This is a genomic window from Curtobacterium sp. 458 (assembly GCF_030406605.1).
Taxonomy (GTDB): domain Bacteria; phylum Actinomycetota; class Actinomycetes; order Actinomycetales; family Microbacteriaceae; genus Curtobacterium.
On sequence record NZ_CP129104.1, the window covers coordinates 3,106,550 to 3,122,928 of the forward strand.

Sequence of the window (16,379 nt, forward strand, 5' to 3'; positions counted from 1 at the left end):
TGGCTGGTGTGGTCAGGACCGCGTGGGCCGCCGGACGGGCAGTGCCACGAGGAGCACGAGCGCGATGCCGAGGAGTGCGAGGCCGGCCCAGCCAGCCGGGCCGAGGCGCTCGCCGACCACGAGGACGGCGAGGACCGTCGCGACCGCGGGTTCCAGGAGGGTGATCGTCGTCGCGGTGCTCGGTCGCACGGACGCAAGGCCGACGCCGAAGAGCAGGTAGCCGAGGAACATCGGGACGAGCGCCATGTAGAGCCCCACCGCAGCGTCGGACGGTGAGGTGACGAACGGGCCGCCGGTCAGGAGGAGCACCGGCAGCAGGAGCACGCCGCCGGTGCCGAAGACCGCGCCCATCGACGCGGCTCGTCCTGCGCCGGCGCCCATCAGGCGGTGCGCCGCCCAGGAGTAGACGGCGTAGGTCGCCCCGGCGACGAGGCCGAGGAGCACGCCGAGCACCGTGGCGCGCGGGTCCGCGTCGGCGGCCGCGTCGGTGGCGCCGTGTGCCGCGCCCGCCCCGGAGAGGCACAGCACGGTGCTGCCCGCGACGCCGATCGCCGCCGCGACCACCCACCGACGCCCGAGCGGACGCTGGTCGACGACCCGCTCGAGGACGCCGGAGGCGAGCGGCGCGGACGCCAGCGACACCACGGACCCGATCGCGACCCCGGCGACGTGCATGGAGCTGTAGAACGCGAGCGGGTAGACGGCGACCGCCACACCACCGAGGACCACCAGCCCGCGGTGCCGTCGCACCACCGGCCAGGCGGCACGCAGGGGTCGGACAGCGATCGCCGCCTGCAGGAGTCCACCGATGCCGAGGGCTGCGGCGCCGATCGCGAGCGGACCCGCGGTGGGGGCGGCGGCCGCGGCGGTGCCGGTGGTGCCCCAAAGCACGGCGGTGACGACGATCGCGAGGATGCCCAGGCGTCCGGCGGCCGGGACGCGGCCCGCGCGGGGTCCGTCGTCGTGCGCTGCGGGCACCGGTCACCTCCGGGGGGGTTCTGGGCTCTCATCCTGTCGGACGGCGGCGGGTCAGCGCGAGTGCGCGTCCGTGATCCCACGCAGGTACGCGGCGAGCACCGACCGCACGTCGAGTGGTGCCGCGTCGGCGATCCGTTGGAGGAGGAGCGCGTCGACGAGTGCGACGAGCTCCGGGGCACGCTGCTCCGGATCGGAGGCTCCGCCAGTGCGGAGCAGCGCGGTGCCGACGGCGTCGAGCCGCTGCCGCACGGCGTCCGCGGCGGTGAGCGTGCTGCGGAGCTCGTCGTCGTCGCGCAGCTCGACGAGCAGGAGGTACCGGGCGACCTGGGCGGCGTGACGTTCGGCGATCGTGTCGAGGAACGTCGCTGCGACGACAGCCGGATCGCCCTCGGCCGGGAGCACCAGCGCGTCGAGGTCCGCGTCGAGCTGTGCGCTGATCCGCCCGGTGACCAGCCGGAGGAGTTCGCGTCGTGACCGCGCGTAGTACGACGTCGATCCCGGCGGCAGGGATGCCTCGGCATCGACAGCACGGTGCGTGAGGGCTCGCGAGCCGCCTCGGGCGATGCAACGGATGCCGGCGTCACCGATGTCGTCGCGTCTGGTCATGCCTGGCCCCCTCTGGACGCCCGAGCGTACCATCCTCTACATTTGTAGAGGATGGGGAGGACGTCATGGGAACAGCGCGGGTGGCCGTCATCGGCGGCGGTCGGTCCGGCGCGGCGATCGCCGCCGCGATCGAGCGAGCAGGCGGGACCCCGGTCCTGCTCTCACCCTCCCGCGGGTTCGACGTCACCCGCGACGACGTCGAGTCCGCGATCGGCGACGCGATCGCCGTGGTCGAGGCCACCGGGCGCTTCACGACGAGCCGCCGACGAGCCTCGGCGTTCTTCACGGCGTCGACGAAGGCGGTCTCCGACGCCACGAACCGGACCGGCGCACGACACGTCCTGCTGTCCATCGCGCAGTGCACCCGACCGGACGTGCAGGGGTACGGGTACTTCGCCGGCAAGACGGCCCAGGAGACGCTCGCTCGATCGACCAGCCGACACCTGCGCATCGTCCGGTCGACCCAGTGGTTCGAGTTCACCGAGCAGAACCTCGAGCGGATGCGGTCCGGACCGATCGCCCTCGTCCCGGGCATGCTGATCCAGCCGGTCGCGCTCGACAGTGTGGCCGACGTCATCGCCGCTGCAGCACTCGACGCGGACCATGCGCCCGTCGACGAGGTGGCAGGCCCGGACACCACCACGCTCTGGTCGATGACGCGCAGGCTCGGCGGTCACCGACCGTGGCCGCTGCCACTGCCGATCCCCGGGCGACTCGGCTCCGCGTTCCGCGGTGGCGCGCTGCTCCCCGGACCGGACGCGGTCGTGCAGGGACCGTCGTTCTCGGAGTGGCTGGCGAACCGGGCATGAACGGGTGTGTGCGGGCCGCTGCCGGGTGGCGGTGGTGGGCCCTGACGGCCGCGGTGGCGGTGGTGGGCCCTGACGGACTCGAACCGCCGACATCTTCGGTGTAAATGTCCTTGTCCCTGGACGCTGCCAGACCGGTAGGCAAGTAACCGCAACCATCGCAGCTGTTCAAAGTCCGGTTCTTTGCGGTTAGTTGCCACCGCCTCCGCGTCTTCACCAACACCACACCGACACGCGGAAGCTCCACCGCACACACCAGGACTCGCGGCGTCGGCACTGTAGGCGGCGAGGGTCCGCGCGACGAGTCAGCTGCGCCGGGTGCTCGACGACACCCGACTTGACCTGGGCTTTCCTCGAACAAGGCCCCCGCGGCGTCGGGTCATGCATAGGGCGTGCATGACCAACGCAAACACCCACACCATCAAGGCCCGCAGCGCTCAGACGTCGAACGGCCAGACCGCCCCTTCTCGTCGAGGCCGAGGTTTCACCCACGAGTCGGGCCCGAACAACCCGAACATCGAGTGGTACACCCCGGCCGCCGTGTTCGACGCTCTGGGCGTCGATTTCGACCTGGACCCCTGCTCCCCCGGTTCCGCGCTCTCGAACGTTCCGGCCGTGAACTGCTTCACCATCAACGATGACGGGCTGACCTCCCCGTGGCACGGCATGTGCTGGGTAAACCCGCCTTACGACGACACGGACGCATGGCTCGAGAAGCTGGCTGCACACGGCGATGGCATCGCACTCGTCTTCGCACGCACGGACACCAAGTGGGCGCACAAGGCGATGGCTTCGGCCGACGTCGTCTGCTTCACCGCTGGCCGCATCAAGTTCATCAACGGCCGGACGGGCCGGCCACAGGGGTCGCCTGGCGCGGGGTCGATGTTCCTGGCGTGGGGAGAGCGGGCCGCGAGAGTTCTCCGCCAGGCCGACCTCGGGCTCTGCTTCTCCGTTCTGAGCTGACCACCGGGTTCCCCAGAGGCCCTCGATGCGAGTTCGCGTCGAGGGCCTCTTCGCGCGCTCACATCACGTCGAGAATGCCAGCGCGCTCCAACATCAGAAGCATCTGCCCGTCGCTCGGCCCCACCCGCTCTACCGAACCCAGCGGTAACGGCGCACCGTGCAGCTGCATGACGGTGAGGTAGAGGGCCGGTTTTCCGACCCACTGCTCCGGGAGGTCGGATTCGAATCGCTCGCCCTTCGGTGCCGTGTAGATGGCCAGCTCCTCAACCGTCATCGACGCGGTGCCCTGACGGCGATGCACGCGCTCCCAGTGTTCCAGTTCGGCGTGCTGTGCTCTCTGTGCGACGGCAATCATCAGCTCGGCGCGATTCGAGGCGCCCGGGAGCAGTTGAGCCAGCGCGGCTCGCGGGTCATCGAACAGCATCCAGTCTCCGCTGATGTGGACGAGGGTGTGGGCCGACGGCTCGATGGTCACGACGGCGGCCGACGCCGTCCTGCGCGAATGTCGGCGAGGTAGTCGAGCGGTTGTTGCAGCGACCACAGCGCATCGAGCAGGCGGCCGTCTTCCGGCATTGCCCAGCCGAGGAGAGCGGTCGCCTCAGCGGGTGAGAAGATCTCGCCTGCCCGCACCACCGCGGTCCAACCAGCGCGGATGTGGACGCGGCGGACCTCGTCCGGCGCATCTCGCTTCGCAACGCGCGCGTACTCCCTAGCGCCTTCCTGCGGGGTGACGAGCTCGACTATCAACCCGACGCCGGGACCAAGCGTGAGGACCTGCGCACGAACGCGGACCTCCGCGTCGTCCTCGGGCCCACTGCGGTACTCGATGAGCATCGGCTCGCCGGTGGTCGGCGACGACGAATGCGCATCGACAGTCGAACGCAGGCGCCCCCACGAGATGGCTCGCCACGTACCGCCGCCCGCTTGCAGCACGGAGAGCGTCTCCGCCGCGAGGTGCTGCTTGGCCTCGGGGTAGCCGCTCATGCGAGGTCCACGGCTGCCGGAGTGATCGCGCGTGGCGCCCCGGTCGATCCTGATCCGTTCACGAGAGATGTATGCGCGGATTGCACGACATGCGTGCGTACGGACGGACGGACGGAACGACGACAGCATTCGGGCTGGTGCTGATCATCCGCACGCGGTGCGTCCGCGCGTCGAAGGTCCGAATGCGCGGCGGGGGCTGAGTTCATCACGAACGCTTCTATGCGGCGAACCGCGGCGTTGACGCGACTTTCTCGAGGGCCGGCGCGATCCGGCCGTCATCGAGCAAGCGGTGACTTGCCGGTGCTCGACGCGTGGACGGGATCGTCAAGTCACCGCAGATCGCCGGTGGCAAGCCGATCGGAAGGGGTAGAGGGCCCTTTGACTTGAAGACTTATGTATAGAGGATACAAAGAAGAAGAAGAAGAAGTAGATCGGCCCTAGATCCCCACACCTATATACCCCCTAAAAGGTCTATAGCTGTACCTCCCCGCAACGGTCATGCACGGAAGCCACGAGAGGTTTCCCCAGTTCAGACCGACTTTTCTGACACTTTCAGGGCTCATCACGGGCAAGCACTATCCGCCAGGAACGACGATCCGGGCACCCTGGGTGCATGTCAGGAGCCCCGACGACAAGGGCCATCAGCCCGGTTCCTCCCTGAGGACGGCGGCTATGACACACCGGCCTCGCCGTCGCTGGACTGGACCGAAACACAGGTCAACTCAGCCCGTCTCGGTCACTCCGACATTTTCGCCGCATAGAGGTGGGTGGACAGCAAACAGCCTGTCCGTCCACCACGAGGAAGCGAACACATGTCCCCCACCAATCAGCCCGCCGGCAACGGCGCCATGTCACTCCGAGAGCTCGCTGCGGCGGCTGACGTCACCCTCGGCACCGTTTACGCCTGGAGCGCCAAGGGCATGCTCCCCGAGTCTGCATCCAAGGTCGACGGAAAGTTCTGGATCCCTCGCGCCGACGCCGACGTGCTCATCGCAGAACGGCGTGCGGACAAGCAGCGCTTCTTCGGACAGAACACCGAACCGTTCCCGCCGGATGTCGAGACAGTCGGGCTCGAGTGGCTCGCCGCTCAGTTGAACGTGTCACTGCGCCGGGTGTGGGCCCTGAGTGCAGAGGGCGCGCTGCCTGCATCCGCGCGACGGATCGGGCGATCCATCCAGATGCCCATCGAAGACGCACGCACCTTTGCCGAGGAGCAGCGCAGCCGCCGACGACGCCCGTTCCCAAGGCGCCGACAGGCATCGCGAGCGACAGTGGGCCTGGGGTGGCTCGCTGATGAAATCGGATGCCCTCGACAGTCCCTCTACTACATCATCAACATCGTTCCGCTGCCGGACTCGACGTTCTACGCCGGGAACGAGATGCGGATGCCCCGCGAGGACGGCGAGAACTGGGTCGCCGACTTCTCCGCGTCGATCGAAGCCGACAACGCCAACGGGCGACGCCTCGGCGCCGCGCTGAACCGGTCGCAGGCCGCGTGAGGGTGGGGGTCGGCCGAGCGATGTCAGCCGACCGCCACGAGCTCGGCCTTCGTCAGATGATCTCGTCACGGTATGCGGGCTGTGCGCACGCGAGACCTTCCCAACGCACCTGGAGAGGCCAACCGCCACCCTTGGTGACGACGCCACGACACCCTCCGGGTACGAACGTCCTGCTCGTTCCCCCATGGTCCTTGCTCGCAGCGACAACGGTTCCGGCGGAAATCATCATGGTCGTTCCTCTCTTGAAGCCGGCCGGACATCGGCGGCGCCGTTCCTATGCGCGGACAGGACGGGCTTTGGGAGCGCCGCAAGTCGCGAACCGGGGTGCCATCTGACGTGACCTCCGTGGTTGTGAATGCTGACTCGCCTCGAGGGGTCACTCGAGGCATGTTGTCGATGACCTCGCTACCTCCGCACATATCGCAGGTAGCCCCGCCGGTCTCCATCCGAGACAGTCGCCGGCACGGCAGATCCGATCTCGAAGGGAATCTGATGCACAGCGCCAGCGACGAATGGTGGTCTCAAGCCCGGCAACGTACCGACATCCTCGACTTGCGGGACTGGTCCACGTGGCCGGTCGACATCACGCGCGAACTCGTCGCCCTCGAACGCGCGGGCCTGCCCGCCACGATCGAGACCCACGACACAATCCGCCTCGCCGACGGCCGCCGCGCCCGCGTCGCACCAGCCGCATCCCCCCGCCGCCAACCCGGCCTGAGTCTCGACGACGAGCCAGAACTGCTGCTCGTGCCGACACCGGCGTACGTCAACCGCCGCACCTTCGTCGAAGTAGCGCGGTCCGCACCGAACGTGCTGCTCGTTGACGGCTCCCAGGTATGGGAGGACGGCCGGCAGATCGCCGGAGAGCCTGCGTTCCAAGAGCTCCGAAGTGACCGGTACGCGGTGTTCGCCGTCGCACGCACCCTCCCTGTTGCCAGCGGCCGTATCGATCAGATCGCGGCCCACACGGGGATGAGCGTTGGACGGGTCGGTGACGCGCTCAGCGTTCTCGGCGACACCGTTCGGCACGTCGACATCGGATGGGAAGCGGTCGACATGTTCGCCCTCGCCGACTGGGCGATGACCTACAACGGGCCCGGTGGTACCGCCACCAGCTGGCACCACCCCGGTACCGTCAAAGAACAAGCGCGCCTCCTCATCGACGCCGGCGCACTCGTCTCCGGCGCCTGGGCGGCGATGACCCCGTTCCCTGGCCTTTCGTATCTCGGCCGGAAAGACGACGTCGGAACCGGACGAACACGGGTGGCGTTCACCCGCACCATGCCCGACATGGCCGCGCTGGGATTCACGCCCGCCGTCCCACCAAGGGATGGGAGGGCGCGACCGAAGTTCACCGTCGCTGTCCCCGAGGACGAGACCATCTTCGCGACGTCGAACTTCTCCGCCGGCGGCATCACCGACGACACCATCACCGTAGCCACTCTCATGCGCGGCTACCACGAAACTGACCTCGCCAACCAGCTCCGCAGCCGAATCCACTTCCGCACCGACGTCCACTACGACCTCATCCACCATCTTCCTTCGTGACAGGCCCGTACGACAGCACGCTTCAAGCATCGGAAGTGTCACCCACGACTGTGGGCGCCCCAGATTGCGCCGGCGTCTCGTGCGACAACTGCCGAACCGCGGACCCCGCGCCCGTGCCGGGACTCGTTGAGACCAACGACGGGGTGTGGCACGTCGCCTCGAGCCCGTGACGCGTCACCTCAGTCGACCAGGCCTCGGTTGGCGACCGTCGGGCGACGAAAAGGCGCCTCAGCACGACAACGAACCACTCGGAGTGACCGCGCCGACAGGCCTGACCTCGACGACACAGCAATCGGCTTCTCCTCCGCACAGATCCAACTAGCCACGACGGGAGCCCCGCGATCAAAGGAGTCCGCGGGCGCCTGGAGTCCGTCGCTGCGCCGCTACGACCTCGGCCTCTGAATGCCGAGCAGACGCGCTGCGCCCGCCGGCCAGAAGCGTTCGTATGGGGCAGCCTTGAGAGAATCAAAGCGGACCATCTATATGCGACACTCGGACCCTCGATCGAGCGGCGGTCCGCAGCCGGCCGGTCGACGACCGGCTATCGGTCACTCGTGCCTTGCCAGTGGAGGCAGCTGAAGCCTCGCTACATTCGACGCATCCGTGCGGCGAGTCGGAGTGCCTGAACGGAACGTCGGTGCTGTTCCGCGCGGTGGCGGCCGTTGGCGGGAGAGGGGTGTGGTGCCGCGATGACGGGGACGAGTCGGGCGTGCTCGTCCAGGGTGAGGTACCGCATGACTCCGTCGAGAGCGATGCTCCCGTACGTGACGATCGCTTCGACGGAGGGGAGCGCCTTGAGGAGAACGCTCAGGGCATGTCGTCCCTCGTCGATGTCTGCAGGTCGTATGCGCCCGGGGAGTTCCCACGGGATGAGGTTCCAGCGGAGGTACGCGTTGCGTGCGAGTCCGGACTCGATGCGGGCTGCGCGGAACGCGGCCGCGGTCGGCCCCGGGTTGTCCTCGCTGCAGACCGCCGAGTGCGCTGCGGCAATGGTCTGGGGGCCGGGTGACTGCATGAGGACCAGCACTCGGCTGGACGTGCCGCCGGATCGTGGGTCGAAGCTCGGGACGAACCGTCGCGAGCCGTCGGGTGCGGTGCGCCATGCCTCCGCGAGGACGTTCAGCGATCGAACGTCCGCGACCTCATCCGCGAGTTCGTCGGGGGTGCTCACGCCGGCTGTGGTGGTGCGAGGAGTGTGCCGCGGATGACGGAGCCGTGGAAGGTGCGGACGGCAACGGTGATCCACGCGGCGACGAGGCCGGCGTAGTAGACGACCGCGAGCACAGCGACGACGGTGAGTCCGGAGTGCAGGGCCAGGCCGTTCAGCCCGGTGACGCAGGTACCGACGGGGAACGTGAACGACCACCACGTCAGGCTGAACGGCAGATGTTCTCGAGCGGTGCGGATGGTGATGGCGAGGGCGATGACGGTCCACAGCAGCGCGAAGCCGAGCATCGCGAACCCGTACACCAACGCCACGACCAGCAGCGCGTGGGCGGTCGAGGCGTCGACGACGGTCGGTGCGTTCGAGGCGAGGAGGTTCACCGCGGTGATCGACTGCCCGACCGGTCCGAGGACGATCCACAGCGTCGGCACCATCCCGGCCGCACCGACCTTGTGCTGCGCGAGTCGGCTCCAGATCAGCGTGATCACGACCAGGGACGTGATGAGGCTGAGGCCGAAGAAGCCGTAGCAGGACCACAGCAGTGTCTCGCGCCCCTGCCCGGCGGGGGCGTAGGGCAGCAGGAGGGCGCCGGTGGAGGCGGACACCATCGGCGGGACGATCGGCATCAGCCAGCCGCCGAACGCGGAGTCGGGTCGGTTCTCGTGGCGGGTGAACGCCAGGTACGGCACCAGGACCGCAGTGAGGAGTCCGCCGATGGTGCCGAGGCTCCAGAGGACCCAGTCGATGGTGACGGCGGCGGGGAGGCCGATCCAGTCTTTGCCGAGGAGGATCGTTCCGGCGCCGACGGTGAGGAACGCCATCGGCGGTGCGCCGTAGAAGTGCGAGATCACCGGGTGCAGGTGGTGCTTCGCTGCGGTGCTCCGGTAGCGGACCCAGTGCAGGACCGTCGCGATGGTGAGGGCGACGAGCAGGACCGCGGCGATCGCCCACACGATCGTCGCCGCGGTGCGCAGACCGGGGAACTGCAGCGGCAGCGATGCGGCCGCGACGGCGACGATCCCGGTGCCCATGATCGACGCGAACCAGTTCGGGGTCAGGTTCGACACGATCAGACCGGGCTGCTCCAGCTCCCGGAACAGCCGCCGGTCGCGCGCATAGTGCTCGGACGTCGCGGGTGCGTGGGCGAGGTGAGCGGACATGCACCCATCGTGCGCGCGTTCCCCGTGGTTCGGGAACGGCGGACTCGTTGGCAGGGCACAATGGTTGCTTGTGGCACTGCGGCGGTTGACGGACCGGACTCTGGACCTCGACACCCTCGAGGTCCTCGTCCGCGTCGCGGAGACCGGTTCGTTGACCCGCGCGGCCGAGGCGTTGGGGGTGACGCAGCAGGCGGTCTCGGCGCGCTTGCGTGCCGCGGAACAGGCGACCGGTCAGCCGCTGGCGCACCGGACGGCATCCGGGACCGCGCTGACCGACGCCGGCCGGGTGGTGCTCGGTCTGGCCGTTCCCGTGTTGGAGGCCTCCCGGCGGCTCGAAGTAGGAGTCGCCGCGCTTCGAGAACCCGCGGGATCTCTCGTGGTCGCAGCGTCGCAGACGATCGCCGAACTCCTGCTCCCTGGATGGTTGCTCGTCCACCGGGCCGTCGCACCCGAGGCGTCGGTGCGGTTGATCGCGGGAAACTCCGCCGACGTGACCGACCTCGTCCGTTCCGGCGCTGCCGACGTCGGATTCACGGAGACACCTGCTGCGCCACCTGACCTGTCCTCGCTGGTGGTCGACGAGGACGAACTCGTGGTCGTCGTCGCCCCGCACCACCCGTGGGCAAGCGCTTCGGGCATCACCGCGGATGACCTCGCGGAGACGCCGCTGCTGCTGCGTGAGGAAGGGTCCGGGACCCGCGCCACGGTCGAGGCGTGGCTCGACCGTGCTGGGCTCCGCCTGGTCGCCCCAGCGGCCGTGCTGGAGACGACCGGCATCATCCGCGCCAACGCGCGGGCCGGCATCGCGCCGGCGGTGATGAGTCTCCGCACCGTCGACACCGACCTCGCCGACGGTGCCCTCGTCCGAGTAGCGCTGCTCGGCCCGCCACTGATCCGGCCGCTGCGCGCAATCTGGACGGGCCGCCCGGGGCCCGCTGTGACGGCGTTCCTAGACACCGCCCGCAGCTCGAGCGCCAGTGGTCAGATCAGTCCGTAGGGCAGCTCCGGGTGCTGTTCGGCGATTTCGATGAGCCGGTTGTACTTCGCGACGCGTTCCCCGCGGGCGGGTGCGCCGGACTTGATCTGCCCGGTGCCGGTTCCGACGACGAGGTCCGCGATGAACGTGTCCGTGGTCTCCCCGGAACGGTGCGACACCATGCTGGCCATCCCGATGCTGGTGGCGGTGGCGATCGCGCCGAGGGTCTGGGAGACGGTGCCGATCTGGTTCGGCTTGATCAGTGCCGCCTTCGTCAGCTGCTGTTCGCCGCCGTCGCGGATCCGTTGCGGGTCGGTGACGTAGAGGTCGTCGCCGACGATCTGGATCCGGTCGCCGAGCGCTGCCTGCATGCGGCGGAACCCCTCATGGTCGTCTTCCGCGAACCCGTCTTCGACGCTCCGGATCGGATACGCGTCGACCAGGTGCCGGTAGTAGTCGACCAGCCCGTCCCGGTCGAGGCTGTCGTCAAGCATCCGGTAGGATCCGGCGCCCTGGGAGAACTCGTTCGCTGCCGGGTCGAGCGCGATCGCCACCTGATCGACGCCCGGCTCGTAGCCCGCGGCACGGATCGCGGCGACGAGCAGGTCGAGCGCTTCCTCGGGGGCGGCAATTGACGGTGCGAAGCCACCCTCGTCGCCGAGGCCGAGGCTGCCGAACCGGTCCCGCACCAGGGCCGCGAGCGCGTGGTAGACGTCCGCGCCGATGCGGACGGCGTCGGCCATCGAGTCGGCATCGACGGGGGCGATCATGAACTCCTGGAAGTCCAGGGCGTTCGCTGCGTGCGCGCCGCCGTTGAGGACGTTGAAGTGCGGGACCGGCAGGCGCGGCGTCGAGCCGGTGATCTCGGCGATCCACTTCCAGAGCGGCAGGTCCGCGGCGTGGGCGAGGGCCCGGGATGCGGCGATCGAGGTGGCGACGACGCTGTTCGCGCCGAGCCGGCGGTACCCGGTGGTGCCGTCGAGTTCGGCGAGGGCGGCGTCGATCCGCCCGATCGAAGACCATGACCGGCCAGTGAGGAGCCCTGAGATATCGGTGTTGATCAGGTGGAGCGCCTGAGTAACGTCGCGGCCGCCGAACTTGGAACCGCCGTCGCGGAGCTCGACGGCTTCGTGGGCGCCGGTGGATGCGCCCGCGGGGGCGTCCCCGGTGACGGTGCGGCCGTCGTCGAGCTCGAGGGAGACGCGAACGGTCGGGTGGCCGCGGGAGTCGAGGATGCGGGCGCCGTGGACGGCGTCGATGGTGACGGGGTGGTCGTGGTGAGTGACGTACTCGCCCTGATGTGCTCCGTGGTGGTGGATGCCGCTGATGTAGTCGTTCATGGTGACGCTCCTTCGGTTCGGGTCATGCGTCGAGCTGGCGGGTGGTTGCGGGGAAGCCGCGGGGAGGCGGAGGGACGACCTCCTAGCGATCACTCAGCGCCAGTGCCTCCCCGCGGCAGTCTGTGGACCCGTGGGTCACGGGTGTCGGGTGTGGGCTTCCTGTGCGGTGCGGATGACGGCTTCGGCAGCAGCACGGTCGGCCCACCCGTTGGTGGTGACGTGCTTGCCGTGCTCGATCTCCTTGTAGTGGGCGAAGAAGTGCTCGATCTCCGCCAGCGTGGGCTCCGGCACATCTGTGATGTCCTGCAGCTGCGCGAAGCGGTCGTCGCCAGCGGGGACGGTGAGGATCTTGTCGTCGCCGCCGTTCTCGTCGACCATGCGCAGCATCCCGACCGGCCGGACCGTGATGACGACGCCGGGGAACGTGGGACGGGGTAGGAGCACGAGGGCGTCGAGGGGGTCGCCGTCCTCGCCGAGGGTGTTGTCGATGGAGCCGTAGTCCTGGGGGAACACCATGCTGGTGAACACCGCCCGGTCGAGCCGGATCCGGCCGGTGGTGTGGTCGACTTCGTACTTGTTGCCGCTGCCGCGGGGAATCTCGATCGTGACGTCGAACAGCATCAGCGCCTCCGGTTCTGGAGCGGGTGTGTGGTCAGTGGGCGGGGTGGTCACAGGGTGCCGCCGAGGAGAATGCCGGCGGTCGCGACGGCGACGGAGACGACGAGCATCCCGAGCCCGTTGATCGCGGCGGCGGTGATCCGGCCGCTGCGGGCGAGGCGGACGGTTTCGAAGCTGGCGGTGCTGAACGTGGTGTAGCCGCCCATCACCCCGGTGCCGAGGACCGCGACCGGCACCGCACCGAGGTGGGTGGCGGCACCGACGATGATCCCCAGCAGCAGCGACCCGGTGACGTTGATCGTCAACGTGCCGACGGGGAGCCGGAACTCCCGGCCGGTGTTGATCACCCCGTCGAGGAGGAACCGGCCGGCAGCGCCGGCACCGCCGGCGACGGCGACGGCGAGGATGAGCGCGGCGTTCATGCGTCCTCCGTTCGGGGTCGGAACCAGCCGGCGACGACGAGACCGCAGGCGGTCGCGATCGCGCCGGACAGGACGGTCAGGAGCGCGTACCCGGTGCCGGCGAGTCCGTGCCCGTCGAGGAACAGGGCGGCGGTGGACTCGGCGAGGGTGCTGTAGGTGGTGAACCCGCCGAGGACCCCGGTCCCGAGGAGCAGCCGCAGCACCCTCCGGCGGCCGGCATCGGGCCCACGGTGCGCGAGCGCTTCCAACAGCACACCGAGGGCCAACGCGCCGGTGATGTTGATCCAGAAGATCGACCAACTCACCCCGCCATCGGCAGGAAGCACGATGCTGATGACGTCACGGAGGGCAGTACCAGCGGCCCCACCGACTGCGACGAGGCCGACGTACCGCCACCGCAGATGCACCGGCCGCATGGTCGCTGCGGGGTCGGAGACGTCGACGTCCGGGTCGGAGGGGAGCTGGTCGTCGGGCATCGGGGTGTCCGTTCGGGTGGTCATGTTCCGCCTTCTGCCGCGACCAACGCCGCGGCGTGCTGTGCTGCTGTCGGATCCAGGAACGCCCCACCCCGCGGGACGAGAGCACCCGTCGGGGCGAGGTGGTACTGCACGGGTTGCCCGGTCGGCAGGTTCAGCTGCTCGAGCTCCGGGTCGGTGAGGTCGTCAATGCATGCGCACAACGCACGGAGCGAGTTCCCGTGCGCGACGACGAGGACGCTCCGCCCTGCCCGCAGCATCGGCAGGAGCCGGTCGTGCAGGACGGGGCGGACCCGCTCGATGACGTCCGAGAGGGCCTCGGTGCGTCGGAGAGCGCCGTCGGGCAGGCCGCGCAGCGCGGAACTTGACCGCAGTTCCTCCCACGGCTGCAGCGACATCGGTGGCGGCGCGCCGGTACGGGACCTGCGGAGCCGCAAGTACTTGTCGTCACCGAGCATCCGACGGGCGTCGGTCTTCGTCATCCCGGTCAGAGCACCGTAGTTGCGTTCGTTGAACTGCCACACCGCTTCTGTGGGCATCTGTGTCCCGAGGGCGTCGCAGACCAGTTCGGCGGTGCGGACGGCTCGGCGCAATGTGGAGGTGACCACGACGTCCGGCGTGATGTGCTTCGACCGAAGAAGCTGCCCCGCCGCTGCCGCTTGCTCTTCACCGTGAGGCGTGAGCGGGACGTCGAGGAGCCCGGTGAAAGTGCCGGCTTCGTTCGCGGTGCTCTCCCCATGCCGCAGAAGCATCAGCGTGCCCGTCACGGGGCATCCGACGGCCGGACCACGGTGGCACCAACCGGGTCATGCGGGACGACCAACACCGGCCGGTGCTGCTGATGGGTCAAGTGCGCGGCGACAGACCCATTGAGCAGTTCCGTCACCCGGCGTCGGCCGGTCTGCGATCCGACGACGATCATCACCGCATCACGTTCCTCAGCCACCGCAGCGAGTGCGCGACTCGGATCCCCGACCCGGAAGGCAACTTCCACGTCCACTGATCGCGCTGCAGCGAGCTCCTGAATGACCCGCACGTCTTCGTCGGGGAGCTGCTGCGGGTCGCTGTCCGCCGTGTCCGGGTCAATCGGTTCGATGATCTCCGACCCATCCGCACGGAACCCCGTCGACAGCAGCGCCGGATCGATGACCACACACACCAGGCGGGCGCTGAAGCGTTCAGCGACGGCAGCCGCGACACCGACGACGTCGTGCGCCTGCCCTGGCTGCACACCGACGACGACAACACCGGCAGTGTTCGACTCGACCATGACATATCCCTACCTCAGGCGCGCAAAAGCGCGACCAGCTGAGATAGGGACTGTTGTCGACGATTGTCGAGGTTGGGTCCGGCAAGCCCCACTGCCGGGTCCGAAGACCCCACAAGTATGCACCCACCACCCCATGCCTGCACCGACAATCTTCCGCACCTCGATACCTGTGCTGGCTGCTGCCCTCCACGATCCTCGGACGGCGGGTACCCCTTGGGGGTATCATGACGGTCACCTGTCGCCTCGCACGGCTGACGCTCTCCGCTCTCCGCTCTCCGACCCACTGAAACCAGATGATCATCACCACGTCTCCGCGTCGCCGACTGCTGTTGCAGGTCACGGCGACGATGGCGTTGCTGCTGCTGGTCGGGTTCACGGTCCTGATGCACACCATGGCCGGGCACACCGCCGACCCTGAGCATCCGATGACAGCTCCCACCGCCGCGATGGAGCACCACCCGGCCGCTGCCACCAGTCACACCGCGGCCACCGGTCATGCTCAAGACGTGGTTCCCGCGGTTGCGGTGATGAACGTCCTGAGCGATGCCGGCTGCGATGGTGGCTTGTGTGCGCTGATGTGCTCGCTGATGGGGATGGCGTGCATGCTGACGATCGCCCTGTTCGCGTGGGTGCTGCTCCGCGCCCGGAGTGGCGGGGTGCTGCATCTCCTCGCGCAGCTGCTCGCCCTCGCAGCCCACGTGGCACGCCGTGTCGCGGCGCCGCGGCCGCCGTCACTATCGGCATTGCAGATCATCCGAGTCTGATTCCACCCCGGCGGGTCCTCCCACCCTCCGGGAGCACCCGCATGCCCAGAACCCGGGCAGGCAGTCGCCTGCCCGCACCCATCTGACGCATCCACGGAAGCGGAATCCACCATGAAGACCACCACCATGCGCGCTCTCGCGGCCGCCGCAGCCCTGGCCATCGGGCTCACTCTCGCGGGCTGCTCCACCAACAACACCAGCAGCCCAGAGACGTCGTCGTCGGAATCCTCGTCGTCGAAATCCACCTCCGCGGCGTCGCACAACGATCAGGACGTCAAGTTCACGCAGCAGATGCTGCCCCACCACCAGCAGGCCATCGAGATGAGCGACATGCTCCTCGCGAAGGGCTCCGGCGTGCAGGCCGACGTCGGGACGCTGGCGAAGCAGATCAAGGCCGAACAGGCCCCCGAGATCACGGAAATGACCGGCTGGCTGAAGGCGTGGAACAAACCGACCCAGATGCCGAGCATGTCTGGGATGAACCACTCTGCGATGTCGGGGATGATGTCCGACTCCGACATGCAGGACCTCCAGAACGCGTCCCCGCGGGAAGCCGGGCAGCTCTACCTCGAGCAGATGATCCAGCACCACACCAGCGCCGTCGACATGGCGAAAACCGAAGTCACCAAGGGCAAGAACGCAGACGCGGTCGCACTCGCGAAGTCGATCGTGCAGAGCCAGACCGAGCAGATCACCCAGATGCAGGACATGCTCGCATCCAAGTGACCCGGCGCGCGCCGAGGCAGGCTTGACCGCCTCCTCGGCGCGCAACCGGTCCGGTCCGACCCGGTCCGGTCTCCCTCA

Annotated in this window: 19 protein-coding genes; 7 read left to right on the forward strand and 12 right to left on the reverse strand. The window is 68.8% G+C overall.

Annotated features, from left to right (window positions below; translation table 11 throughout):
* Window positions 1–12: 12 nt before the first annotated feature.
* Together QPJ90_RS15040 and QPJ90_RS15045 are read right to left on the reverse strand one after the other, a co-directional pair.
* A complete protein-coding gene (locus QPJ90_RS15040; RefSeq protein ID WP_290131975.1) occupies window positions 13–978 on the reverse strand; it encodes an EamA family transporter in 966 nt (321 codons plus the stop codon).
* 51 nt (window positions 979–1,029) lie between these two features.
* A complete protein-coding gene (locus tag QPJ90_RS15045) occupies window positions 1,030–1,584 on the reverse strand; it encodes a hypothetical protein (RefSeq protein WP_290131976.1) in 555 nt (184 codons plus the stop codon).
* Window positions 1,585–1,649: 65 nt separating this feature from the next.
* Between QPJ90_RS15045 and QPJ90_RS15050 the strand changes: the two genes are divergently transcribed.
* Together QPJ90_RS15050 and QPJ90_RS15055 are read left to right on the forward strand one after the other, a co-directional pair.
* On the forward strand, window positions 1,650–2,393 hold the full coding sequence (locus QPJ90_RS15050; protein WP_290131977.1) for a hypothetical protein: 744 nt from the start codon (window positions 1,650–1,652) through the stop codon (window positions 2,391–2,393).
* 393 nt (window positions 2,394–2,786) lie between these two features.
* Window positions 2,787–3,353 carry a DNA N-6-adenine-methyltransferase gene (locus QPJ90_RS15055; RefSeq protein ID WP_186317528.1) on the forward strand — a complete coding sequence of 189 codons (567 nt, stop codon included), beginning with the start codon at window positions 2,787–2,789 and terminating at the stop codon, window positions 3,351–3,353.
* 58 nt (window positions 3,354–3,411) lie between these two features.
* Here the strand turns inward: QPJ90_RS15055 and QPJ90_RS15060 are convergent, their stop codons facing one another.
* Complete coding sequence (locus QPJ90_RS15060; protein WP_144759130.1) at window positions 3,412–3,828, reverse strand: hypothetical protein; 417 nt, start codon at window positions 3,826–3,828, stop codon at window positions 3,412–3,414.
* Window positions 3,825–4,337, reverse strand: a complete 513-nt coding sequence (locus QPJ90_RS15065; RefSeq protein ID WP_144759133.1) for a hypothetical protein — start codon at window positions 4,335–4,337, stop codon at window positions 3,825–3,827. Before QPJ90_RS15065 ends, QPJ90_RS15060 begins: the two co-directional genes overlap by 4 nt.
* 812 nt (window positions 4,338–5,149) lie before the next feature.
* Here QPJ90_RS15065 and QPJ90_RS15070 point away from each other — a divergent pair.
* Both QPJ90_RS15070 and QPJ90_RS15075 read left to right on the forward strand, forming a co-directional pair.
* Window positions 5,150–5,836 carry a hypothetical protein gene (locus tag QPJ90_RS15070; RefSeq protein ID WP_290131978.1) on the forward strand — a complete coding sequence of 229 codons (687 nt, stop codon included), beginning with the start codon at window positions 5,150–5,152 and terminating at the stop codon, window positions 5,834–5,836.
* A 492-nt stretch (window positions 5,837–6,328) separates the two neighbouring features.
* Window positions 6,329–7,384 (forward strand): hypothetical protein, encoded by a 1,056-nt coding sequence (locus QPJ90_RS15075; RefSeq protein ID WP_144759139.1) that lies wholly within the window; start codon window positions 6,329–6,331, stop codon window positions 7,382–7,384.
* A 586-nt stretch (window positions 7,385–7,970) separates the two neighbouring features.
* Here QPJ90_RS15075 and QPJ90_RS15080 read toward each other — a convergent pair.
* Both QPJ90_RS15080 and QPJ90_RS15085 read right to left on the reverse strand, forming a co-directional pair.
* Window positions 7,971–8,555 (reverse strand): uracil-DNA glycosylase family protein, encoded by a 585-nt coding sequence (locus tag QPJ90_RS15080; RefSeq protein ID WP_144759142.1) that lies wholly within the window; start codon window positions 8,553–8,555, stop codon window positions 7,971–7,973.
* Window positions 8,552–9,709: a TDT family transporter gene (locus QPJ90_RS15085; protein WP_144759145.1), complete on the reverse strand. Its 1,158-nt coding sequence runs from the start codon at window positions 9,707–9,709 to the stop codon at window positions 8,552–8,554. The genes QPJ90_RS15080 and QPJ90_RS15085 overlap by 4 nt, the downstream gene beginning before the upstream one ends.
* A gap of 70 nt (window positions 9,710–9,779) precedes the next feature.
* Here QPJ90_RS15085 and QPJ90_RS15090 point away from each other — a divergent pair, with 70 nt between their 5' ends.
* A complete protein-coding gene (locus QPJ90_RS15090; protein ID WP_144759148.1) occupies window positions 9,780–10,706 on the forward strand; it encodes a LysR family transcriptional regulator in 927 nt (308 codons plus the stop codon).
* Here QPJ90_RS15090 and eno read toward each other — a convergent pair.
* From eno to QPJ90_RS15120, 6 genes are all read right to left on the reverse strand, one after another.
* Complete coding sequence (eno, locus tag QPJ90_RS15095; protein ID WP_290131979.1) at window positions 10,691–12,025, reverse strand: phosphopyruvate hydratase; 1,335 nt, start codon at window positions 12,023–12,025, stop codon at window positions 10,691–10,693. The genes QPJ90_RS15090 and eno overlap by 16 nt on opposite strands.
* A 135-nt stretch (window positions 12,026–12,160) precedes the next feature.
* A complete protein-coding gene (locus QPJ90_RS15100) occupies window positions 12,161–12,646 on the reverse strand; it encodes an inorganic diphosphatase (RefSeq protein WP_144759151.1) in 486 nt (161 codons plus the stop codon).
* A gap of 47 nt (window positions 12,647–12,693) precedes the next feature.
* A complete protein-coding gene (locus QPJ90_RS15105; RefSeq protein WP_144759154.1) occupies window positions 12,694–13,065 on the reverse strand; it encodes a CrcB family protein in 372 nt (123 codons plus the stop codon).
* Window positions 13,062–13,565, reverse strand: a complete 504-nt coding sequence (locus QPJ90_RS15110; protein WP_031261894.1) for a CrcB family protein — start codon at window positions 13,563–13,565, stop codon at window positions 13,062–13,064. The genes QPJ90_RS15105 and QPJ90_RS15110 overlap by 4 nt, the downstream gene beginning before the upstream one ends.
* Entirely contained in the window at window positions 13,562–14,293 is a 732-nt protein-coding gene (locus tag QPJ90_RS15115; RefSeq protein ID WP_290131980.1) for a 2,3-diphosphoglycerate-dependent phosphoglycerate mutase, read from the reverse strand. Before QPJ90_RS15115 ends, QPJ90_RS15110 begins: the two co-directional genes overlap by 4 nt.
* Before the next feature lie 11 nt (window positions 14,294–14,304).
* On the reverse strand, window positions 14,305–14,811 hold the full coding sequence (locus QPJ90_RS15120) for a universal stress protein (protein WP_144759161.1): 507 nt from the start codon (window positions 14,809–14,811) through the stop codon (window positions 14,305–14,307).
* Window positions 14,812–15,104: 293 nt separating this feature from the next.
* On the opposite strand from QPJ90_RS15120, the gene QPJ90_RS15125 reads away from it, so the two are divergent.
* On the forward strand, window positions 15,105–15,575 hold the full coding sequence (locus tag QPJ90_RS15125) for a hypothetical protein (RefSeq protein ID WP_290131981.1): 471 nt from the start codon (window positions 15,105–15,107) through the stop codon (window positions 15,573–15,575).
* A gap of 111 nt (window positions 15,576–15,686) precedes the next feature.
* Window positions 15,687–16,301: a DUF305 domain-containing protein gene (locus tag QPJ90_RS15130; RefSeq protein WP_290131982.1), complete on the forward strand. Its 615-nt coding sequence runs from the start codon at window positions 15,687–15,689 to the stop codon at window positions 16,299–16,301.
* Window positions 16,302–16,379: the final 78 nt, after the last annotated feature.